A 24,530-nucleotide genomic window follows, 5' to 3' on the forward strand; every position below is an offset into this window, starting at 1 on the left:
ATTAACCCTAAAACGATAATTTGTAGCCAATTCGCTCAAATTATAAACCTTTTAATTTATCTAAACTTACATTCATTGTAACATAATAATTGTTATATTTGCAGCTTGATTCGAAAACCGAGTCGTACATAACAATCATTTACAACAATATTAGCATGTATTTAGATCAGAAAGAGAAAGAAGAAATCTTTACAAAACACGGTAAAGGTGCAAAAGACACAGGTTCTGCAGAAGGGCAAATTGCTTTGTTTACTTACAGAATAAATCATTTAACAGAACATTTAAAAAAGAATCGTAAAGATTTTAATACTGAGCGTTCATTAGTAAAATTAGTTGGTAAACGTCGTGCATTGCTCGATTATCTAACTAAAAAAGATATCTTAAGATATCGTGCTATCGTTAAAGAATTAGGATTAAGAAAATAATCACCATAAAGACCACGCCTTTCAGCGTGGTTTTTTGTTTCTATCATACTCAAGCGTAAGAGTCCACAAAATCGCATATAAGAAGCGAGATCCTGGAATATGTTCAGGACGAAATAGTTTTTCATTGGTCAACACAACACTACACAACAACACAACTTTGTCCGACTTATTTAAGACGGAAACCATTGTTTAATTAGAATTAAAAAAATTATGATTCCAAAAGTTTTTAAAGAGGTCATTGACCTTGGTGATGGACGTACAATATCCATCGAAACCGGAAAATTGGCAAAGCAAGCCCATGGTTCGGTTGTGGTGCAATCTGGAAACTGTATGTTATTATGTACAGTAGTTTCCAATTACAAACAAAGTGACGTTGACTTTTTACCGTTGACCGTAGATTACAGAGAAAAATTTGCTGCCTCAGGACGTTATCCAGGAGGTTTCTTCAAAAGAGAAGCAAGACCAAGTGATGGTGAGGTTTTGACAATGCGTTTAGTAGATAGGGTTTTACGCCCACTTTTCCCAAAAGATTATCACGCTGAAACACAAGTAATGATTCAGTTAATGTCTCATGATGATGATGTAATGCCTGATGCTATGGCTGGATTAGCGGCTTCTGCGGCCATTCAGTTGTCAGATTTTCCGTTTGAATGTCCAATCTCTGAAGCAAGAGTTGGTCGTATTAATGGCGAATTTGTAATCAATCCAACACGTGCACAATTATTAGAATCTGACATCGATATGATGATTGGAGCTTCTGCTGATTCAGTGATGATGGTTGAAGGTGAAATGGATGAGATTTCAGAAGAAGAAATGGCTGAAGCCATTAAATTTGCTCATGAAGCAATTAAAGTACAATGTGCTGCGCAAGTGAGATTGGCTGAAGCTTTTGGTAAAAAAGAAGTTCGTGAGTACGAACCAGAAAGAGAAGATGAAGATTTAGCAAAGAAAATTCACGACTTAGCATACGACAAAGTATATGCTATTGCAAAAGCAGGTTCAGCTAAACATGAGCGTAGCGCTGCATTTGAAGCGATTAAAGAAGATATTAAAGCCACTTTCAGTGAAGAAGAATTAGCTGATTATGGCGGCATGGTGTCTAAATATTACTATAAAGCTGAAAAAGCTGCCATTCGCGATTTAACCTTAAATGAGGGGTTGCGTTTGGACGGTCGTAAGACGGACGAGATCAGACCAATTTGGTGTGAGGTAGATTATTTACCATCTACACACGGTTCGGCAATCTTTACACGTGGAGAAACTCAAGCCTTGGCAACAGTTACCTTAGGTACTTCTAGAGAAGCAAACCAAATAGACATGCCATCATTTGAAGGTGAAGAGCGTTTCTATTTACATTATAACTTCCCTCCTTTTTCAACCGGTGAAGCTAGACCAATCCGTGGCACCTCTCGTAGAGAAGTAGGGCATGGTAACTTGGCACAACGTGCACTAAAAGGAATGGTTCCTGATGAGTGTCCATACACCGTAAGAGTGGTTTCTGAAGTATTAGAATCTAATGGTTCTTCTTCTATGGCAACCGTTTGTGCTGGTACAATGGCACTAATGGATGCTGGTGTGAAGTTAACCAAACCAGTTTCTGGTATTGCTATGGGATTAATTTCTGATGGTGATTCTGGAAGATATGCTGTCTTGTCTGATATTTTAGGGGATGAAGATCATTTAGGTGATATGGACTTTAAGGTTACAGGAACGGCAGATGGTATTACGGCGTGTCAAATGGACATCAAGGTAAAAGGATTGTCTTACGAAATATTAGTGAATGCATTAAAGCAAGCACGTAACGGTCGTTTACATATTCTTGAGAAATTGGTAGAAACTATTGCTGAACCTAATGCAGAAGTTAAAGCCCATGCTCCAAAAATGATTACTCGTGTCATTCCTAATGAATTCATTGGTGCATTGATCGGACCAGGTGGAAAAGTAATTCAAGAGCTACAAAAAGCAACAAAAACGACTATTGTTATCAATGAAGACCCAGTTACTGAAGAAGGTATCGTGGAAATTTTAGGTACCAACCAAGAAGGTATTGATGCTGTATTGACTAAAATCGATTCATTATTGTTCAAACCAACAGTCGGCGGTACTTATAAAGTGAAGGTAATCAAAATGTTAGATTTTGGTGCTGTTGTAGAATATTTAGATGCACCAGGAAACGAAGTGTTATTACACGTAAGTGAATTGGCATGGGAACGTACAGAAAATGTATCTGACGTAGTCAATATGGGCGATGTGTTTGAAGTGAAATACTTTGGCGTAGATCCTAAAACCCGTAAAGAGAAAGTATCTCGTAAAGCTTTGTTGGACAAACCGGAAGGTTATGTAGCAAGACCGCCAAGAGATAATAATAGAGATAATAGAAGTGGTGGCCGTGATAACCGTGGGTCTCGAGACAATAGAGGTCGTGATGACAGACGTGATGATCGAAAACCAAGAGAAGATAGAAAATCAGATTAAACTCTGATACAAACTTCTTAATACAGCAAACCTCTCAAGCTTTAAAATCTTGGGAGGTTTTTTTATACTCTAATTTTATATAATTACCCGACAAATTTGCACATTCCCGACAAGCTGTCACCTTCCAAATAATTTTCATTTTGAGTATTCGATAAGCAGAGCACTCTAAAATTCACAAAATCGCAGCCTCCCTCACCTATAATTATCAATTTGATGAATCTTTGAAATAAGATGTTAAAAACGGGGCTTCCGTACAGTCCTTGCAGCTATTAGCGCAAATAACATTGATAATCAACAAAATAAGAAATGAAAGTATTAGTTATTGGAGCAGGAAATATGGGATTGACCTATGCAGAAGGAATGGCGAGTTCGCCTTTGCTCAGTAAACACAAACTACGGATTTTTGACACAGATCCAAAAAAAATAGAAACATTACGGCAACAACCACAATTTGATGTCTATGACACTCTTGACGACTGTCTGCCAAAAGCGGATCTCGTATTTATAGCGGTGAAACCGTATCACAGTGAAGATCTATTTGCGAAAATGAGACCGATGCTCAATGATGATCAAATTTTTGTATCATTAATGGCAGGGGTCACCATTGAGTCCATACAGGATCATTTAGGCCGTAAAAAGGTGGTGCGTACTATGCCCAACCTTCCAGCTCAAGTTGGCAAAGGGGTAACCTCATATACAGAAGCCGCAGAAATTTCGAAAATTGAACTGTTGATGGTTAGAAATCTATTAGATACTACAGGAACTTCCATTCATGTAGATACTGAAAACTTTATAGATGCTTCAACAGGGATTTCAGGTAGTGGTCCGGCATATGTATTTTACTTTATGCAATCTATGTTAGAAGCTGCTTTAAAAATGGGATTTTCTGATTATGATTCAAAAGTTTTGGTAAGTAACACCTTTGAAGGTGCTATTGAACTTTTTAATCAAAATGATATCTCCCCAAAATCCTGGATTGCCAAGGTTGCCTCTAAAGGTGGCACCACGCAGGCAGCCATAGATTCTATGGAAGATAATAATGTAAAACAACTTATTCAAGACGCGGCCTATGCTGCATTTGATAGAGCTGTTGAATTAGGAAAAAAATAATAATGAACACAAAACGAGTAGTAGTAAAGGTTGGTACAAACGTACTAACCAATAAGGATAATCGAATTTTAGGCCCCGTATTGAGGGAACTGGTAAGACAAATATCTGTTTTAAACGAACGGGATATTGATGTGATCCTGGTATCATCAGGATCAGCCATCGCGGGCAAGGAAATTCTTGGTGAAACCAGCATAGAGAATCCTACCATAAGAAGGCAAGTGTACTCATCAGTGGGGCAACCCCGTATGATGCGCCATTATTACAGTCTTTTTCATGATTATGGCATGCGATGCGCTCAGGTGTTGGCTACAAAACGCGACTTTGACAAGGGGAAACACCGGGATAACATGATTAACTGTTACGAAGGTTTGCTGTCAGAAGGCATTACACCCATTGCCAATGAAGATGACGCCACATCCTTGACCATGTCTATGTTTACGGATAATGACGAATTGGCGAGTTTGGTGTCTGAATTATTGGACGCCGATAGGCTAATTATTCTTTCTGATACCGATGGCCTATATACAGGCCATCCGGACGACGAAAATTCGAGACAATTAAAAGAGGTCAAAGGCGATGCCAACGTTGAACAGTATGTTCAAGCCTCAAACAAAAAAGAAGGCGAAGGTCGCGGCGGCATGGCTTCAAAATTAAAAATCGCCAAAGGCACGGCCAAAAAAAATATCCCTACCTACATCGCTAATGGAAAACGTGAGAACGTTATTGTAGATATTATTGACAATAAGGAGGTGGGAACAAAATTCATTCTTTAAACAGAAAGATTATGTGGAGCGGGCATCAAGACGCTTGAATTAGCAACGAAATTCAATACGAGGCCCATTCAAAAATTCCTTCCCTTATTTCAAGGGAGGGTGGCTTCATTGCCAAAAAAGGAATTGAAGACGGAAGGGCTACAAGCTTCATTCATGACCAATTAGCTTATTAAAAGGGTCTAAGTAGTCACTGAACAGAAATCAACGTAAGCCTTCTTCAGGAAAAAAAATTTAAACTATATATTATGAAACTTATTCAAACAGCTATAAAAAACAAGGTATTACAATCAATGATTACTATTATTGATAGAGAACGACCTGCAATATTAGCGGCCAATCAAAAAGATTTGGACGCTTTTAATCGAGATGATCAAGCACTCTACGACCGTTTGGTAGTTGATGATTCCAAAATTGACGGGATGATCAAAGCCATTAAGGAAGTAAAAGCCCAAGATGATCCGGTAGGACAAGAAATATCAGATCTGGTTTTGGACAGCGGATTGAAAATTACTAATAAAACGGCACCTTTTGGGACGATTATGATCATATACGAATCGCGACCAGATGTGACTATTGAAGCTGCGGTTTTAGCTTTTAAAGCAAACAATAAAATTCTATTAAAAGGTGGAAAAGAAGCCTTGAACAGTAATCTTATACTTGAAAAATGCTGGCATGAGGCATTAGAGGAAAATGGTCTTGACAAAGAGTGGATCAGACTTCTTCATTTACAGCGCGAAGAAACCCAAGAGTTTCTTAAAAATCCGTCGGAAAAAATAGACCTTATTGTACCTAGAGGTGGAGAACGATTGATCAAATTTGTTAAAGATCACGCCACCTGTGCCGTATTGATCAGTGGTAGAGGAAATAATTTCCTATATGTGGCCAAGGACGCCAATTGGGAGAAAACTGTGAAGGTCATTGTAAACGCCAAAACGGATAAAATTTCGGGATGTAATGCTTTGGATAAGGTGTTGATCGATAAAAATATTCCTAATTATGAAACGAAGCTAAAAGATCTTCAAGCCATTCTTCACAATTTAAACGTCGATTTACTTGTTGATGAAAAGGTTGGAAAAGTTCTTACCAACGAAGCCCAGATAAATAGCGAAACCACTTGGTACGAAGAATTCTTAGCCATGAAGCTTTTAATTGCAGAAACTGACGGGTTAGATGCTGCCATTGAGACTATTAACACCTACTCTGGCGGACATTCGGCATCCATATTAACGGAGGACAAGGCAGTGGCACAAACCTTTATGGAACAAGTAGACAGTGCAGCAGTCTATCACAATGCATCCACCCGATTTACTGACGGCGGACAAATGGGTGTTGGCGCTGAGCTGGCCATTAGTACAGACAAATTACACCATAGAGGCCCTTTAGGCTTGAAGCAATTGGTAACTAATAAGTACTATGTGTTTGGTGATGGACATGTGAGGGTTTGATAGATCTGAGGTGTGAGGTGTGAGGTTTGAGGTTTGAGGTGTGAGGTTTGAGGTTTGAGGTGTGAGGTTTGAGGTGTGAGGTTTGAGTTCTTAAGATGTTAGAATAGAGAACAGAGAAAAGAGAACTAAAAATTGAAATCTGCAAACTTAGGACTAATCTTCCCATTTGTTGATAAACATGCCTGGTTTTATTGGTGCGAGGTTTGAGGTTTGAGGGTAAGAGAAGAGAATAGAGAGGAGAGACCTAAAAAGGTATACTAAATACTACAACTGCTTGCCCGTCCATAGCATTTTGTGGAGGCGGGAACACTGAGGACTGCGGACTGCGGACTGCTTGCCCGTCCGTAGCACCTTGCGGAGGCGGGAATACTGCCTACTGCTTGCCCGTCCGCAACATTTTACGGAGACGGGAACACTGAGGACTGCGGACTGCGGACTGCTTGCCCGTCCGTAGCACCTTGCGGAGGCGGGAATACTGCCTACTGCTTGCCCGTCCGCAGCATTTTGCGGAGGCGGGAAGACTGCAGACTGAGGACTGCGGACTGAGAACTGAGGACTGCGGACTGAGAACTGCGGACTGAAGACTGCCAACTAAATAAAGAAGTTAAACATTCACAAAAATTTGTAATTGTCAGGAATTTGATTATATTTTAGGTTATGGTTTATACAGATAAAGAGAAATATTCAGACATTTTAAGTCATTCATTGACTTATTTAGAGAACAGTGGTTTTGAGAACATCAAAGCAGACGCAGAGGGTTATGAAACCCCAAAATCGTATCACAAAAAAGGAAGTGATATTGATGTAACTCCTGATATTGTTGCAGAAAAAGAAGGTAGAAAACATTATTTTGAGTTAAGTTTAAAGTCGGATAAACCACGACTTTTAAAATCGAAGTGGTTGTTTTTAAACACCTTGAGCTCGATGACTTCATCTAGATTTAAGATTATCACTACTCGGGGACATTACAAGTTTACCAATGAAATGCTTGAAGATATTAACTTGACGGACAAAAAATTAATCAAAATTTAAAATTAATTTCCACTTTCTTGTAACATTTTTAGTGGTCTTTACGTATAACTACTTACGAAAGGATTATTCACCATTATTAATAGAGAGACACACACTTAAATGAGACAACTCAAAATTACGAAGCAAGTCACCAACAGGGAAACCGCTTCGCTAGACAAGTATCTTCAAGAAATTGGAAAAGTTGACTTAATCACTGCAGATGAAGAAGTAGAATTGGCGCAACGCATTAAGGCAGGAGATCAGCTTGCTTTAGAGAAATTGACTAAAGCCAATTTACGTTTCGTTGTCTCGGTAGCAAAACAATATCAAAATCAAGGCCTTACCCTACCCGATTTAATCAATGAAGGGAATTTAGGATTGATCAAAGCGGCACAGCGATTTGATGAAACCCGTGGATTCAAATTTATTTCCTATGCTGTTTGGTGGATTCGTCAATCCATCTTGCAAGCGTTGGCTGAGCAGTCGCGTATTGTGCGATTGCCATTGAATAAAATTGGATCGATTAACAAAATCAATAAAACTTTTGCGTTTTTAGAGCAAAGTCATGAGCGTCCGCCAAGTGCAGAAGAAATTGCTAAGGAATTGGACATGACGATTAATGATGTGAAGGAGTCTATGAAAAACTCTGGCCGTCACGTGTCCATGGATGCACCGTTAGTAGAAGGTGAAGATTCTAACTTGTACGACGTTTTACGTTCTGGTGAGTCGCCAAACCCTGATAAAGATTTATTACATGAATCACTGCGCACAGAGATTGAACGTGCGTTAGAAACATTGACACCGCGCGAAGCTGATGTCATTCGTTTATACTTCGGTTTGGGAGATCAACACCCAATGACCTTGGAAGAAATTGGAGAAACCTTCGATTTAACCCGCGAACGTGTACGTCAAATTAAAGAAAAAGCAATCCGACGTTTAAAACATACGTCTAGAAGTAAAATATTAAAAACATATTTAGGATAGTCCACAATTGTGATGCAGCCTAAATTACGATAACAAACAGTTACAGATTCCCGCTTTCGCGGGAATTTTACTGTTCGTTTTTTGATTGATGAAGAACCCTCGGCTGATTACCGGGGGTTCACTTTTTTTTTGGTCTCCCGTCTTCCTCCGGAAACAAAACCCCGCTCCCCATTTTAATGTTACAATTTGCTATTGGAGCACTTCTAATTCTGACGGCCCTTAGGCTGGGGACTTTGAGAAATCTTTCCTGGCATTATGTCGTTTTAGATCTTCTTCCACAGAAGGTAGTCTTACGCCTCCCTGTTTTATTGTTTCCAATTATAATTATAGACCTTTTTCATCTATGTTTTAGAACTATCGGATTGACGTTTCATTTTTAAAGACTTTGCATACACTATCCATACACTATCCATACACTATCCATACACTATCCATGGCGTATCTAGGGAGCATCATCCGTCCTAATATAGCTATATAGGAGAAGACAATTAGTTAGTTTTTCAAATAAATTCATCCGTTTAAGGGAGATGTTGACCACATAGGGCCTATAATTCCAAAGTTTGAGAGTTACATATTAGTAAAATAAATCCACAAGAGCTAAATCACAAGCTAAATCATCGGGATGCACTTTCACATGAAAATTAAAAAATAGTTTTGAGATTGAGGCTATAGTTAAAACTCTGAAATTGAAATTGAAGTTGAAATTGAAGTTGAACTTGAAGTTGAATTTGAAATTGAATATGAATTTGAAATCGAAATTAAAATTCAAGTTGCCTTTTGAAAACCGAGACAGTTCAACTCGACGTGACCGTAACAAAAGAAACCTGAAACAATAAAAACCTAGAACAACAGAAACCTGAAACAACAGAAACCCTGAAACAACAGAAACAACAGAAACCAAAAACAATAGAAACAATCTAGCTAAGACTGCCTACTGCTTGCCCGTCCGCAGCATTTTGTGGTGGCGGGAAGACTGCATACTGTAAACTGAGGACTGCCAACTATTTTTATCTATCTTTGCAAAAACTTTACAAAAACACAACATGTCTACAAAACTTATTGCCCCATCTATGCTCGCCGCTGATTTTGGAAATCTTCAACGCGATGTTGAAATGGTCAACAACAGTGACGCTGATTGGTTCCATATTGACGTCATGGACGGTCATTTTGTACCGAATATTTCGTACGGAATGCCGGTTATTTCTGCCATTAAAAAACACGCCACCAAACCATTGGATGTGCATTTGATGATTGAAAAACCGGAACGTTATATCGAAGAATTCGCTAAAGTGGGTGCTGATATTATTACGGTACACTATGAATCGACGGTGCATTTACACCGCACGTTACGCCAGATTAAAGATGCAGGCTGTAAGGCAGGCGTTGTGCTTAATATCACGACCCCTCTCGTTGTTTTAGAAGACATCTTACCTGAATGCTATATGGTGCTTTTAATGTCGATAAATCCAGGCTTTGGAGGTCAGAAATTTGAGGAGGTGACCTATAAGCGCATTAAAAATTTACGCAAGATGATTGATGAGCAAAGTTTAGATACACGAATTGAAATTGACGGCGGTGTGACCGATCAAAATATTCAGAAGTTAGTGGCCGCAGGTGCTGATGCCTTTGTGGCGGGAAGCCATGTGTTTAAAAGCGATAATCCAACGGAGACTATTAAAGCTTTAAAGGAATTGGCGAATTCCTAATGCTGGTTTTTAAATAGACACCATACATTATTTCATAGAATCAAAGCCCTGCGCTTAATACGTCGGGGATTTTTCAGTTTATGATGTATTATCACATACAAGTATTCCTGAAATTTTTATAAAATTGTTTAAAGTTGTACCAGCAAATACTTAATCAAATCGGTGGTGGTCAAAATCCCTACCAGACGTCCTTTATCTACCACAGGTAAGGCATGAAATTCCTTTTTTGCCAAAATCTCAGCCACCTCTTTAATGCTTGTATCAGAAGTAACGGTAACCACATTTTTTGCCATCACTTGCTCAATGGTAAACATATTGTATACTAAACTTTCTATATTTTCTTCGTCTTCATCTACAGCATCGGCGAAACTAATTCTGAGCAAATCTGTATAGCTCAGCATTCCAATAATAGCATCGCCATTCACTACCGGAATATGTCTGATTTTGTGTTTTTTAAATAAATGTTCAGCAGTTTCTAAATCATCATCACGCTTGAGGGTGATGATTTTTACGGACATGATGCCTGAAATTGGTGGAATGGTTTTCATGGGAGTAGCATTTAAATTCACTACTAAAAGTAAACCAATTTCAAGACACCGGCTATGATAAATATCAACTAGGGCTACATTTCATTAATGGCAATAAACAGACAGATAGGCTCGTGATTTTTAAGCTTTGGGTAAGTGAAAAATATATTTAGGTGGGTTTTAATTTCAAATAAAACGAATAAAAAATCCCTGAAGAAAAGTCTTCAGGGATTCTATGTATAATAGACATAAACCTGACCAAAATAGCTGCAAATCGCGAATTTGAGCAGCAACAAAGCCTCTATATTTAATACTTAATACTTAATACTAAACTCTCAATTCTCTCCTTCATTGCCATACCCGTAGCCGTACCCATAGTTATAGCTGTAGCCGTAAGATTTACTTGCGCCCACGCCGTTTATAACATAAGCCATATTTTTTAATTTGCCCGTTTCTGCTAATTCTTTTGAGAATTTCAAAAGATTTTTATCAGTAAAATTGGCTCGTGCCAAATATACCGTGGCATCCGCCAATTGGGAAATCAACATAGTGTCCGTTACTAAAATAGTAGGTGCAGTATCAACTATGATGTAGTCATACTCCTCTTTTGCTTCTTCAATAAGCTTTGTAAAACGTCCATTAGTAAGTAAATGCGCTGGATTAGGTGGGATGTCACCTGACAACAATATATGATGATTAGGATGTTTTTCAAACCCATTTACTAAAGATGACTTCCAATCAAAGTCAGGATCATGTAGATAGTTTGACAATCCTGCATTATCCTTACCTTCTTTGATGTGGGTATGAATTTGTGGGTTTCTCAAATCAGCACCAATTAACAATACACGTCTATTAATGCTGGACAATGCCAATGACAGATTTATGCTGACATATGTCTTACCCTCACCTTTAATAGTAGACGTACAGTATATGACTTTACCCTTATTATCATTTTTAACAGGTAGAATATATTCAACATTAGAACTTAAAATTCTAAAAGACTCTGCTAAAACTGTACTCGCATTTGGGTCTTCAAAAACAATCTCCGAATTCTTTTTCATATCCGGGATTTCTCCAATAACAGGTACTTTATTATTTACCTTTATAATATCTTCCTTATTTTGCACTTTAGTATTTAACATAAATATGAGATATAATATCCCGAATGGCACAAGTAAACCACCTAGTACTGCACCTGCATAAATGATATTAGACTTTGGCGAGATAGGCCCAGAACTTGTCAAAGCATAATCAACTACCTTTATAGATGGCTCTGTTATGGCAAGATTAATGGCGGCTTCTTCGCGCTTAGTTAAAAGTAATAAATATAGACTCTGTTTAATTTGCTGCTGTCTCTCAATAGATTTTAATAATTTCTCCTTTTGGGGGATTTGTGCCACTTGCCCCACAAACTTACTTTTTCGCGCCCGCAATTGCCGTTGTGACATTATGAGTTGCTCATGATAAGAATTAAGAGATCTCGATATATTAGCTTTCAAATCATCAATTTGAGATTGAATCAACTGAACCGTTGGATTATTCTTGCCACCACTACTCACCAACTTATCCCTTTCTTGTATGGCCGAATTATATTCATTGATCAAACCGTTAATATTACCACTCTCAAGCCCAATATTGTTAGGTAGGAGTTCATTACTAGAAGTACCGGTGAGGGCCTCTTTCAATAACCCTTCTAAGGCTAATTGATTTTCAACTCTAAAAACCTCCTCGTCTGATGCAGATCGAAGCTGTAAACCAAGTTCAGCGTCAGTTTTAATATCTATGACATTGTTCTCTTGTTTAAAATCGCGATAACTGACTTCTATAGAGTCTAATTCTTGGGCTAAGAATACAAATCGTTCATCTATAAAGTCTAAGGTACGCTTGGACACGGATTGACGATCACGAATACCATCTTGATTGAATACCCCCATCAACCCATTTAATATTTTCTCTGAAATCTCCTTACTCTGACCTTTCACCGTCAATTCCAACAAATCACTCTGTTGCCCTATAGGTTCCACAGCAATTTTAGACTTCAAACTTAAAGCCGCATTCCTTAGTGGACCGTAGGAAATAATGTATTTCTTTCCCACGAGCTTTTTTAAGCTTTCTTTATCTTCAATTTTTAACTGAAAGGGAAATGTATTATTTACTCTGAAGGTGTTATGATTAGGAATAATAGACTTTTGATCTGTTCGGGACTCTAAAATTTCAAAACCAGCATTTTTAACTTCAATTACATAACTCATGCCGTTTTTGATACTATCGGTATGAATAACTTGCTCATACACAAAGGGCAGCTCAGCCATTTCAGTGGTTTGAATTGTCCCTTCCTCAAAAAAGCGGGTATTTAACATTAAGTCTCGTGCCACCTTTTCAAGAATTCGATAGGAGGTCAATATTTGAATTTCATTTTCGAGATTAATATTAGATCTTTTAAAAACGAAGCCCTGTGTAGGCAACTCCAAACCGTCTGATTTATCTAAAATCTTCATGGTAGCCGAAGTCTGATAGATGCGCGGTGCATATCTTAAATAAAAATATGCCCCAAATAATGCTATCCCTAATGTTAAGACAAACCAAGGCCAAAATCTTAAATATTTACGAATTTCCTGTTTAAGATCAACGTTCGATTCGTCTTCAAACGCGGCATTAGTATTGAAAGAATTATCCATAATTATCGCGTTAATAAAATTGTAATACTTAATCCTAGTGACACCAAGGTTAGAACAGCACCAAGATCACCTACAAAACCGGCAGATTTAACTTTGGGATCATTTTGATTTACTATTATATTATCATTGGGTTTGACATAGTAATACTCACTATTCATAAAATCTGTAGAGGTTAAATCAATATGCGAAATTTTTCGAATACCATCAACGTCTCTCGTAATAATAATGTCATTACGCTTTCCATTAATGGTAAGATCTCCAGCGTAACCCAGTGCTTGCAAAATAGTGATATTTTGTTCGGTAAACGTATAAGTTCCTGGCGCATTTACTTCTCCTAAAATAGTAATTTTAGCATTTAATAGTCTCGCAATTACTGTCGGATTATTAAGATGGCCTTCTGAAATTAATTGTTGCTTAATTTTTTCTTGAACTTCGGCAATTGTTAAATTGACAACCGAAATATCTCCTAATATAGGGAAGTTAATAAACCCTTGATTATTTACAAGGTAGCCTTCCAACTTCATTATTTCTACTGAATTGACATTCCCATTTGCCGAAGCTCCACCTCTATTATAAGGCACGGCTGCTTCAGGCACTAAGCTTTCGACAGTAATTTTAAGAATATCATTAGGTTGGATTTTTGTGTCTTGGTATCCAATAGACAAGCTATTGTTCACATCGGCATCTTGTAAATATAGGATGTCTTTTTTTGAAGCGCAGGAAGCTACTAGTATGGAAAATACTACCGCTAAAATTCTAAATTTCATATTTTTTTATATCATTGAAGTCGCAAATATAAGTCATTTAAACTTATCACAAAACATTACTTAACAGCAGAAGAACGCCTACCATTCAGACTTAATTCCCTTTTTTTTTTAAAAGTGTGAAATTTGCGCTTAAAGATAATTGGAGCAAAAAACAAAATAGTGCCATATAGCAGCAATAATCCTATTTGCATATTCAAATTGAGATGTAACATATTAAACGCTATTAAAACTACAATTAAGTTTGTAATGACTATAATAAATGTAGTTTGGAGATGTGTGTAACCCATTTGAATATAGCGGTGATGAATATGATTTTTATCGGCCTTAAATGGACTCTGTTTAAGAACAAATATTCTTATAAAGAAAATCCTGAAAGTATCCATTAAAGGATAAAACAACATGGCTAAGGCTAAGGCTGGTGATGCTCTAAAGTATTCAGAATCGACATTGGTTTGCGATTGAGATATAAAACTTATCGTAAAAAACGCGAGAAGAAATCCAACAATCATCGACCCTGTATCGCCCATAAAAATTTTACGCCTCGCAGACATGTTCAAACGTAAAAACGCTAATAGCGCACCTATAAGTGCCACAGATATAGTAGCCAAACTTAAATTGCCTGAATTATAAAAAAGCACCAAAAATACGGCACTAATTACTAAACCAACACTACCTGCCAAACCATCTACACCATCTATGAGATTGTATGCGTTGATGATTAAAATATAAACAAAAAGGGTAAAAAAGATAGAAATCCAATAGGGCAATTCTTCAACACCAAATATTTTAGAGAATCCAATAATTCTAGTATCTGTGAAAACTATAAGTAGAACGGCAGCAAATAATTGTCCTATAAATTTATTTCTTGCTGAAAGCACGGTTAAATCGTCTTTTAAACCAAGAAAAAACAGTATTGTTAGTCCCCCCATCACCAATAATAACAATTTAGTGTTTAACATAGCACCCGTTGTAGTCATAACCACAACAATACTAAAGAAGATCCCGATACCACCTAAGGTAGGTGTTTTATCAATATGCATACTTCTACTGTCGGGCACATCCATTAAACGTTTCCTCATAGTGACATACAATATTGAGGGAAAGGTTTGATGTGCTATAACAAACGCCAATGCAAATGCACCTATTAACCAAATAAGGGCATTGTTTTGTGGACTAAAATTGTCAAAAAATGTTTGTATCATAAGTATGGGCTATACTAATTTTATACCATTTAAGTAATAGGGCGAAGGTACTGATTTTAAAGCAAACACCTTTAACTCATAAAAACATATAAATAACTTTAATGATAATTTTAAGTCTTTTTATACCATTGGCGTTGTCATCCTCTTCAGATGATCAATGATACGAATTGCTGTTTTTCCATCCCATAGCGGAATGTCCTGCCCTTTTTTCCATTGGCCAGAAAATAAAAGGTCCAAATAATGCTTTAGCTGTTTCGGGTTAGTCCCTACCAATTCATTGGTGCCTAAGGCTATTGTTTCCGGGCGTTCTGTGTTATCTCGCAGCGTTAAGCAGGGTATGCGCATCACGGAAGCCTCTTCTGTAATTCCGCCAGAATCCGTAATGACCGCTTTCGCATTCTCTACTAAATAGTTAAACTCCAAATAGCTCAGAGGGTCTACCGTATGCAATCTTGAATGACTAATTTTTAATCGTTCAAATATTTTTGCGGTTCTCGGGTGTACCGGAAAGATTAATGGTAAGTCTTTAGTGTTTTTTACTATCTCGTTAATCATGTCCTTTAATTGAGACTCTTCGTCAACGTTAGCAGGACGATGTAAGGTCATCACAATGTAATTCCCTGTAGTTAAACCTAACTGATTCCAAACCTTAGGCTGCTTGAATTTTGGGCGTTGTTTTAACAGGGTATCAATCATCGTATTCCCTACAAAAAATATTTGGTCATCCTTTACCCCACTTTGTCTTAAATTGGTATTAGCCGTTTCTGAGGTTGTAAAAAAGTAATTCGTAATACTATCGGTTACCAAACGGTTTATTTCTTCTGGCATAGACCAATCATCAGAGCGGATACCGCCTTCTACATGCGCAACTTTAGTGTTTAGCTTTTGAGCTACTAAAGCGCAAGCCATAGTGGAAGTAACATCACCAACAACTAAAACTAAATCAGCAGGATGCCCCATTAATTCCTTTTCGAAGTTAATCATAATATCAGCCGTCTGCTCAGCCTGAGATCCGCCACGGCACTCCAAGTTAATGTGGGGCTCAGGAATTTCTAATTGTTCAAAAAAGCTTCCCGACATATTTTTATCGTAGTGCTGACCGGTATGCACTAAACGATAATCTATGGCAACGTTTTCTTGTTTTGCTTTTTCAATGGCGTGTACAATGGGAGCTATTTTCATAAAATTTGGCCTCGCCCCTGCTATGATTGTAATTTTATACATGCTTATAACTTTATATTAAAATGTGCGATGGCTCTGAACCATCTTAAATTTATTGTCCTTTAACTATACTAGTATACGATTACTAAGCTGTTTTGGACGACTGTGTTGCTTTAATACCTAGATATAAATATTTTCATAAAAGATATTAAAGGTTGTGACGGCCCTCTACCTGACCTTGATGCACCTCCTTAAATCTTAATATTTATTGAGTTTTAAATTCACTAGAAATCGCACCAAATGAATTTGTCTTTTAATTCTAGAAGGTTGACTCAACAACCTATAGGTCCATTCCATATTATTTTTCACCCACCATTCCGGAGCCCGTTTTACATTACCTGTATACACATCAAAACTCCCTCCTAATCCTTGATAAACTGCTTCGTGTTCTTTCTGAATGCGTTCCATCAAGAGTTCTTGCTTAGGTGACCCCATAGCTACGAATACCACGTCTGGTTTATACTTTTTAATATCTTCAATTAATGCTAATTCTTCAGCCTCGGTTTTAATATAACCATCTCTGTAATTACATATATTTATACCTTTAAATTCCGCACGCAATTTAGATACTGTAGCTTCAATCACTTCTTGTTTACCACCGATTAAATAGAATGACTTAGTTTTATGATAATTTTGTACCACATCTAACCATAACTCGCAACCCGGAATCTTAACGACATTATCAGCGCCTTTTTGTTGCAATGCCCAAACGGCACCTATACCATCTGGATAACCCAAATTTCTATTAATTAATGCCCGGCTTTCATCTGTGGCATGCAAAATTTTCTCAGCATTTACAGCCACCATTATTTTATGGTGATCAAAAGCATATTGCATCAACTCTTTTCGAGAACAAGGGGCATAGGTAATGACGCCATTCAACGACTTTGCTTCCATATTATTTAGAGTTTGTTTCTAGTAAATAATGTGCCATAGCATTAAACATAAAAGCATTAGACCAACGCATATAAGGGATTTTTGAACTCACCCCCTTTCTATACTGGTAGTAAAAATAGCCTTTATGATGTTGCATATGGTCAACCGTCCAGTTCAATACTTTTGTTAGAAGCGCTTCGTGCACTTGAAACCTATTCATTTTAGAAATCGTGACAATGACTTGTGCGGGACAATGTATATCGATAGGATAGGTTTTATTATGGTAATATTTTGGCATCCCATCGGCTTCAAAAAAGTTTTTTACGTAATAAGCCAATCCTTTATCTGAATAATCTTGAAAACTTTTATCCCCAGTATGTTGTTGATAGGTTTCAATGGCGTCCAAATTAAATCCGGTATGAAAACTATCTATCCAAGACTGTACTGGTAGTAGACCATAAATCCATGAGCCATCTTCGTTTTGCAAATCGCAAGCAGCAATCACCGCTTTTTTCGCTAAGTCAGCATGCTCTTGGTTTTTCGTGTATTTATAAGAATAACTTAGAATTTTAGCCCCTAATAAAGATGCATTAATCACCGTATTATTCCCATCCTGAACGCTGTATGAAAATATAATCCCTTTTCCGTGTGGCGTTCTCGACAAATCATTAATTACAAAATCAGCAGCCGTTAGGGTTTCTTTTAAGACCGATTCATTTTTGGTGATTTCGTAACTTTCCAATAAGGCTTCTACACTAAAACACGTGGCCACGACTGTAGGTGTATACTTCTTAAACAAGAATAAACGTCTAGCTTGCCAGTCGAAATTATAACCCCATGCGGCTCCAGAATAACCTTTAGATTTTAGGCTTAATAATAAATCCGTAACCTCGTTAATCTTCACTAATAATTCATCGGGCGTCCCAAATTCTTCATTTCCCTTTATAGCCAATTTATATAAACGGCAGTACCCCAATAAAAATAAAGCAACCCCCTTAGCATTATGCTCTTTAGGCACTAAGAGAAGCTTCCTAAAATTTATGGGGCTTCTTTTAAAACCTTGGATCCAAGCTAATCGCGCAATATCCCAATGCTTAAGAGGTAAAGCTTGAAAAATCTTAGAATTGAGTCCATCATAAGGGTCCCAACCTTTAAAATTTTCAGCTTCACAATAGTTTTTAAGCTTTAAAAAACTGGATGCGACTTTAGACTTCAACTTGTTCTCCTCCACGTTTTACAGATTCTAAAACTTTAAACGATGCTTTTGTCACAGCTACCACTTCATCAAAAGGTATGGGTGCTTTGCCATCGGTTAACAAACCATTGACAAAGGCTTCCACCATTTCTTTTTGACCTTTGTTCTGATTAAACAATTTGTCTTTTTTAGGTTTTCCTTTTCCGTATAGCTTTAATTCTTTAAAATCATTCAAGGTCGCAGACATTCCTGCTGAAAACACCTCAACATACTCCTTGGTCATAGATTTTGAACCATTGGCATAGTAGGCTACCACACCTGAAGATCCGTTTTCAAATTGAATTAAAATATTCAAGGTATCATTAAGCTTATTCGCATCTGGAAGTGCTGTTGCCGATACTTTAACCGGAAGACTACCATTGAGATAGGTTAAGTAATCTATAAAGTGACATACTTCACCCAATACACGACCACCACCAATTTCTAAATCTTGAATCCAATTATCGCTAGGAATAGCACCTGCATTAATTCGATACAACATGGTCATAGGATTATTACCTATTGCCTTTTTTAATTTTGCTGTTAAAGGTGAAAAACGTCTATTAAAACCTACCATCACGGCTTTATTAGCATCCGATTGCGCCTTAATAATGTCTTCCAATTCAGATTCTAAAAGGCATAATGGCTTTTCTACAAATACATTTTTGTTGGCTTTTAAACTTTTTAAAACATAAGGGCCGTGCGAATCGTGACGAGTAGCGACAAAAACGGTATTCGTTTTATCATCTAATACATCTTCCTCTTTTGTGGCACAGAATTGAAACTTAAATTTTTCAGCAACACGTTTTGATGTCGTCCCTGTATTGGTTAACACTCCTACACGTCCAACATCATTGGTTTCAGGAATATTTGGTAATAAGTTCCCTTGAGCATAACTACCAGCTCCAATAAAGGAGATATTTATTTTTCCTAATTGCTCCGTTTCACCCGTTGGAATTTTAGATTTATGAGCTGTTTTCTTTGTATCGTATTTTAAAGCAATCCCGGTAAATGGTTCAGATTTAGATACCACTAGATCAAAAGCCGCTTTGGCATTATCAAACTCAAACTCGTGGGTGGTGAGATAAGCAATATCAATTTTATTGGTTGCGATCAAATTCTGAAAGGCTTCCATATTACGCTTTTCTGTCCAACGCACATAAGGTAAAGGGTAATCGATTCCTTTTTCCTCATAATTCAAATCATAACGTCCTGGGCCGTACGAGCAAGCCATTTTTAATTCTAACTCTTTGCGATACCAATGAGGATCACGGTCAAAACCTGTTGGTACAGCCCCTAAAACCACCACAGAACCTTTTTTACGTGCAATAGCGCCTGCGAAATTTATAGGATCTAGACTTGGTGTTGCAGCTGCAATAATCACCGCATCCGCGCCATAACCGTTAGTTGCGGCTTGTATTTGTTCTTCTACGCCAGCTGCGTTTCTGGTTAATCCTAAATCTACAACGTTATGATCCACGGCTTGTTTAACGGCAGCCTCAGACACATCGATTCCTATAACGGTAACCCCAGAAGCTTTTAATATTAATGCTGCTAATTGTCCTAATAACCCCAAACCAATAATCACACAAGACTCACCCAAACGTAAATCTGCTTGGCGCACCCCTTGCATAGAGATAGCTCCAACGGTGTTATAGGCTGCATCTTTTAGGTTGGCCTCTTTATCTAATTTCACGCAAAGATTGATAGGTACAGCCACAATTTCTGCATGATTGGCATATCCAGCACCCGCACAAGCCACTTTATCCCCCACTTCAAATTCTGTGACGCCTTCACCCACTTCAATCACCTCACCAGCACAACTATAACCTAAAGGTGAATAAGCATCTAATTTTTTCATCACCGCTCTATAGGTTTGAATTGGCCCTTGTTTTTTTAAGGTATCAATCACTTGCGCGACTTGTTGCGGACGCTCTTTTGCCTTACCAATTAAACTTTTACGAGCCGCTACGACTGTTGAGCCTTCTGTACCTGCGCTTATGATGGAATAGTGATTTTTAACAATGACCATACCTTTTCCTAATTGCGGATAAGGTACGTCTTGTATAATCATATCGCCAGAACCTAGCTTTTGTGTGAGTTGTTGCATTATTTAATCTATTTTTTTATGTACCTTAGGTAAAGACCTATAAGGTTTCTCTATTTGTTTAATTATCTTCACTGGATTACCAGCTGCTACGGCACCCTCTGGAATATCCTTATTAACTACAGAACCTGCTCCTATAATTGCATGGTTACCGATAGTAACATTTCGCATCACCACGGTATTCACCCCTATAAAGACGTGATCACCAATAGTAACAAATCCCGAACCATTATCTTCTGGATTGAGCACATGTGCTGCTCCGTCATGTGATAAGATGTAGCAACCATGTGTTATTAGGCAATGATCTCCAATTGATATCTTTCCCCTGCGTACATCAATTTTTGCTCCTAGGCTAATCATCGTGTTTTCTCCTATTTTGGCTCCAGAGGCTCTCAAGAAATTCATGTGAAAAAACCGTAGTAAATTGCCCAAATAATGTACTATTTTTCGTATAATTATTTTCATGATTCTAAAGTATTTTGAATAATTATTCTAAAATCATCAGAAATCTTATCAATTGAAAAGTTCGATACGACATGTTTTCTATTATTCATTCCTATTTCAACACATTTTTCATCATTATCTAAGAGTTTATATAAGGCTAATTTCATATCCTTTAAGTTGCCTGGAATAAAAGAAAAGCCATGAACACCATTCTTAAAAACCTCACGATGAGCACCAACTGGAGTGAACACCGTTGGCTTCCCAATAGACATAGCCTCCAACAAAGATCTTGAAAAGCCTTCTGAATAGGAGGCCGTTAAAAAAATATCTGCCGTTTGTATATGTGCCATTTTGTCATCTCCACTAATAATCCCTAAGTTCACATAGTTATCCTTGAACTCTGAATTCAATATTCTTTCTTCAGCTACAAAAGGGTCCTCGTATGTTATCTTTTCACCTGTAAATTGATTGTAAAATACGCCTCGTTCACCTCTTCTAATATTTCCAGCAAAATAAAATTTTGCATTAGGAAACTCTTTGCAAATGTCAGGAATTATTTTCAATATATCAGTATAACCTTTAGCTTTAGTCATATGCCCCATCACTAAGACTTTTCCTTTTTCTATTTTGTAATTAGGGTTATAAGCATACTCCTCTACATCCATAGCCTGATAAAGCACTTTTATCTTATGAGATTTAATATAAGGCTCAAATTGATCTTTTAAATATGCTGCTTGCACTATCCCACAATCGACTTTATTTAAACTATAACCAACCAGCTTTTTAATTACTCCATTAAATTCTTGGAAGTTTAGCTTAAAATGACTTCCCCTTAAATGAATGATAACCTTTGCCCCCATTACCTTACTGAACAGAATTGTCCACACATCTCTTCCCACCCAACCAATTTGTGTTGGAGTAATAGGATAGTATACACAATTTGGTCTTACTTGAAATAATATCCGCAATAGTTTTGAAAAGAAAACAAAAAAATTAGAGAGCATGGAAAGATCTAGCTTTCCTTTTTTCGTATTATCGGTTCTAAAATTTGTTTTGAGAAAGCTAATTTCAAAGTCTGTGTTAAGGATTTCAGACTCTAAAAACTGTTGCATGCTTAATTCAGGACCAGAGTACGGGGGTGGCGTTGGGCCAATAAATAATATTTTAGGCTTTTTCTTACTCATGTAAAAGACTCGATTTTATTTGTTCTACCCAATTTTGAACTGATAAATATTCACTCTTTGTTTTCGCGTTTTTCGAAAACTCAACCAATAAAGCCCGGTTTTCTAACAGGTTAAAAATTCTCTTTATATTTTCTTCTTTATTACCATTTAAAATATAGCCATTTTCTCCATCAATTAAATAACTTATCTCAGGACCATGTTTATCTGCTTTTAAAGTAATGTATGGTTTCCCATATGCGAATGCATGGTTGATAGATAGACCCGAAAGGCCTGGTATAAATACTAGAGAGACACGTTCCATAATTGGTGCAATATCAGATTCATCGACTAATGTACCATGCCACTTAATATCAAGATTCTCTCTTCTTGCCGTTTCTACTATATGCCTATCCGGGCCATCACCAATAATTTCTAATTTAAGATTTTGATGGTCTTGTTTTAAACATTTATAATATTCAATTAAATCTGAAATACGTTTCGAAGTTATTAATCGCCCAATAAAAAGAATCGTTTGGGGTTCTTTAGGAGGTATTTGAAAAGAATAGTACTTTTCAATTTCTGTATTATCCACCGTATTATTAGCCCAAAATGCTTTTTGGGAAAGTATTAAATTATTATTTATAGCCTTTTTACATGAATCTTCTGTGTAGAAAATTACACGATCTAAATTTTTATAAAAGAATTTAGTTAAATGAACATCAATAAATGAATAAATAAGATTGTCAGATTTAAGCTGTGCATGATTATATGAAAATAGGCGCACTCCTTTATGCGCTCTTCTCAATTTTATACAAAATAAAAAAAGTGGAAGATTCTTTTTTTCTGCCGGTAACAGAATCCAATCAAATTCTTTAAATATTGGTTTTATTACTTCTTTTACTATTTTTGATTTCCCAAAATCCTTCTTAAGAACATTAAGTTTAATATGTTTAAAACTCCAATCCTCATTTAATTCTTGATCGCCCATTTTATTTCGACCAGCACCTGACATGATTGTAAGTTCAATCTCTTGTTCTAAAGCCAAATGATTTAAAAAGCGTGCCTTGTAATGATTAAAATTTGGTGCTAACCATAGTATTTTTATCATAACAATTTTTTATTTGTTTGAGATATAACAGCCATTATAAAATACATCATTGCTCCAGATGCAAGAAGAGGTAGAGCGCTAATACTGTACATTATAACTACCATGACCGAACCTAACATTAAAAATTTCAATTCAACAGTTCTTATTTTTACAGCATTTTTTAATAATTGGAAAAGGAAAAAGACATAACATATAATGCCAATAATTCCTGTAGAAAAAAAGAGTCGAACATAATCATTATGCATACCTCCGCTCATCATAACACTTGAACTTTCGTGGAATGAAAATCCGGAACCAAAATATTGGGCAAAAATCGAAAAATTCTCCCAGTATGCAAAGTATTTCTTCCAAATATAAACCCTGCCATTTAATGCCGCTGTATCTTTAGCTCCACCTTCATATACTGCTATATCTTTAGCAAATAAGGTATTGAATATCTCTATATAAAAATAAAACCCAACACCAAGTAATACTATAAAGAATACGAACAATTGTAAAACTGAAACTTTTTTACGAATATAATAGACAAAGATCAATAAGATTGTTAAAGACACTGCCCAAGAGGCTTGATGCCGCAAATTATAAATACCTATTAAGGTGATTATAAGCACAACCACAAACCCCATATTACCAAAAGCAAAATGTTTATTCTTTTTATCTATATTTTTTATATAAAAATAACAATATGCAATATAGCCACAGATTAAATGGCTCATATATCCAAACAGATCAGCATAAAAGCCACTTAGCCTCAAGCCACCACCCCTAGATTCTGTATTATAAACCTCTCGTATTGGACTAAATAAAATTTCATAAAAAAGAGTTCCAATAGGAAAAATGGAAGCAATTAAAAAAGTTATTAAAAATCCTTCCAAATCTGAAACTGAATTTAGGTGCCTTCTAAAATAAAAGAATAAAATAAAAGGCAGAAGCGTTCTAATGGTGTCCCCAAACTGAGAAAACGACCCTTCATAACCAAAAACAAGCAGTAGGTTTACTGTTAAAAGAAAGAGGAAAAAATAAAAGAGAAGTGTTAAAGTAGGTGTTGTAGATTTTTTCCTAATAGTGGACATAAAACCAAATACAAACACCATTAGACCTAACACTTGAAGTGGAGAAAATCCTGATTTTTTCATCTCCCAAGTTGTTGCAAAAAAAGGAAAAGCAATAATAACCAATAACATCCATTTAAGATTCATCGGTCTTGTCCTAAACCATTTCTTATAAACTTTCCAGTTCCAATCTATATTATTTACTGCTTTATGCACTTATGT

The 24,530-nt window shown here is 36.7% G+C and carries 20 protein-coding genes; 8 read left to right on the top strand and 12 right to left on the bottom strand.

Features of this window, described 5'->3' with window-relative positions:
• Positions 1-155 precede the first annotated feature (155 nt).
• The 8 genes from rpsO to rpe all read left to right on the top strand — a co-directional run bounded on the left by rpsO (position 156) and on the right by rpe (position 9,929).
• On the top strand, positions 156-425 hold the full coding sequence (gene rpsO, locus BXY82_RS01280) for a 30S ribosomal protein S15 (RefSeq protein ID WP_133756375.1): 270 nt from the start codon (positions 156-158) through the stop codon (positions 423-425).
• A gap of 210 nt (positions 426-635) precedes the next feature.
• Positions 636-2,900, top strand: a complete 2,265-nt coding sequence (locus tag BXY82_RS01285; protein WP_133756376.1) for a polyribonucleotide nucleotidyltransferase — start codon at positions 636-638, stop codon at positions 2,898-2,900.
• Positions 2,901-3,206: 306 nt separating this feature from the next.
• A complete protein-coding gene (proC, locus tag BXY82_RS01290; protein ID WP_133756377.1) occupies positions 3,207-4,010 on the top strand; it encodes a pyrroline-5-carboxylate reductase in 804 nt (267 codons plus the stop codon).
• 2 nt (positions 4,011-4,012) lie between these two features.
• Positions 4,013-4,783 carry a glutamate 5-kinase gene (proB, locus tag BXY82_RS01295; protein ID WP_133756378.1) on the top strand — a complete coding sequence of 257 codons (771 nt, stop codon included), beginning with the start codon at positions 4,013-4,015 and terminating at the stop codon, positions 4,781-4,783.
• Between the two features lie 245 nt (positions 4,784-5,028).
• Entirely contained in the window at positions 5,029-6,228 is a 1,200-nt protein-coding gene (locus BXY82_RS01300) for a glutamate-5-semialdehyde dehydrogenase (protein WP_133756379.1), read from the top strand.
• Positions 6,229-6,885: 657 nt separating this feature from the next.
• Positions 6,886-7,260 carry a hypothetical protein gene (locus BXY82_RS01305; protein ID WP_133756380.1) on the top strand — a complete coding sequence of 125 codons (375 nt, stop codon included), beginning with the start codon at positions 6,886-6,888 and terminating at the stop codon, positions 7,258-7,260.
• Positions 7,261-7,359: 99 nt separating this feature from the next.
• A complete protein-coding gene (locus BXY82_RS01310) occupies positions 7,360-8,223 on the top strand; it encodes a sigma-70 family RNA polymerase sigma factor (protein ID WP_066433750.1) in 864 nt (287 codons plus the stop codon).
• Between the two features lie 1,043 nt (positions 8,224-9,266).
• Positions 9,267-9,929 (top strand): ribulose-phosphate 3-epimerase, encoded by a 663-nt coding sequence (rpe, locus tag BXY82_RS01315; protein ID WP_133756381.1) that lies wholly within the window; start codon positions 9,267-9,269, stop codon positions 9,927-9,929.
• Between the two features lie 128 nt (positions 9,930-10,057).
• On the opposite strand, the gene BXY82_RS01320 is transcribed toward rpe, so the two are convergent.
• From BXY82_RS01320 to BXY82_RS01375, 12 genes are all read right to left on the bottom strand, one after another.
• On the bottom strand, positions 10,058-10,477 hold the full coding sequence (locus BXY82_RS01320; RefSeq protein ID WP_133756382.1) for a CBS domain-containing protein: 420 nt from the start codon (positions 10,475-10,477) through the stop codon (positions 10,058-10,060).
• 314 nt (positions 10,478-10,791) lie between these two features.
• Positions 10,792-13,134, bottom strand: a complete 2,343-nt coding sequence (locus BXY82_RS01325; RefSeq protein ID WP_133756383.1) for a GumC family protein — start codon at positions 13,132-13,134, stop codon at positions 10,792-10,794.
• 2 nt (positions 13,135-13,136) lie between these two features.
• Entirely contained in the window at positions 13,137-13,901 is a 765-nt protein-coding gene (locus BXY82_RS01330; RefSeq protein WP_133756384.1) for a polysaccharide biosynthesis/export family protein, read from the bottom strand.
• Positions 13,902-13,957: 56 nt separating this feature from the next.
• Positions 13,958-15,103, bottom strand: coding sequence for an MraY family glycosyltransferase (locus BXY82_RS01335; protein ID WP_133756385.1), 1,146 nt, complete (start codon positions 15,101-15,103; stop codon positions 13,958-13,960).
• Positions 15,104-15,223: 120 nt separating this feature from the next.
• Positions 15,224-16,327 (bottom strand): non-hydrolyzing UDP-N-acetylglucosamine 2-epimerase, encoded by a 1,104-nt coding sequence (gene wecB / locus BXY82_RS01340; protein WP_133756386.1) that lies wholly within the window; start codon positions 16,325-16,327, stop codon positions 15,224-15,226.
• A 195-nt stretch (positions 16,328-16,522) separates the two neighbouring features.
• A complete protein-coding gene (locus BXY82_RS01345) occupies positions 16,523-17,221 on the bottom strand; it encodes a WecB/TagA/CpsF family glycosyltransferase (RefSeq protein WP_133756387.1) in 699 nt (232 codons plus the stop codon).
• A gap of 1 nt (position 17,222) precedes the next feature.
• On the bottom strand, positions 17,223-18,431 hold the full coding sequence (locus BXY82_RS01350; RefSeq protein ID WP_208293680.1) for a delta-aminolevulinic acid dehydratase: 1,209 nt from the start codon (positions 18,429-18,431) through the stop codon (positions 17,223-17,225).
• Positions 18,406-20,544: a bi-domain-containing oxidoreductase gene (locus BXY82_RS01355; RefSeq protein ID WP_133756388.1), complete on the bottom strand. Its 2,139-nt coding sequence runs from the start codon at positions 20,542-20,544 to the stop codon at positions 18,406-18,408. The genes BXY82_RS01350 and BXY82_RS01355 overlap by 26 nt, the downstream gene beginning before the upstream one ends.
• A gap of 3 nt (positions 20,545-20,547) precedes the next feature.
• Positions 20,548-21,006 (bottom strand): acyltransferase, encoded by a 459-nt coding sequence (locus BXY82_RS01360; protein WP_133756389.1) that lies wholly within the window; start codon positions 21,004-21,006, stop codon positions 20,548-20,550.
• Positions 21,003-22,169, bottom strand: coding sequence for a glycosyltransferase family 4 protein (locus BXY82_RS01365; protein WP_133756390.1), 1,167 nt, complete (start codon positions 22,167-22,169; stop codon positions 21,003-21,005). The genes BXY82_RS01360 and BXY82_RS01365 overlap by 4 nt, the downstream gene beginning before the upstream one ends.
• Positions 22,162-23,256, bottom strand: coding sequence for a glycosyltransferase family 4 protein (locus BXY82_RS01370; protein ID WP_133756391.1), 1,095 nt, complete (start codon positions 23,254-23,256; stop codon positions 22,162-22,164). Before BXY82_RS01370 ends, BXY82_RS01365 begins: the two co-directional genes overlap by 8 nt.
• Positions 23,253-24,524 (bottom strand): O-antigen ligase family protein, encoded by a 1,272-nt coding sequence (locus BXY82_RS01375; RefSeq protein ID WP_133756392.1) that lies wholly within the window; start codon positions 24,522-24,524, stop codon positions 23,253-23,255. The genes BXY82_RS01370 and BXY82_RS01375 overlap by 4 nt, the downstream gene beginning before the upstream one ends.
• Positions 24,525-24,530 lie beyond the last annotated feature (6 nt).

This window comes from Gelidibacter sediminis (genome assembly GCF_004364975.1).
Taxonomy (GTDB): Bacteria; Bacteroidota; Bacteroidia; order Flavobacteriales; family Flavobacteriaceae; genus Gelidibacter; species Gelidibacter sediminis.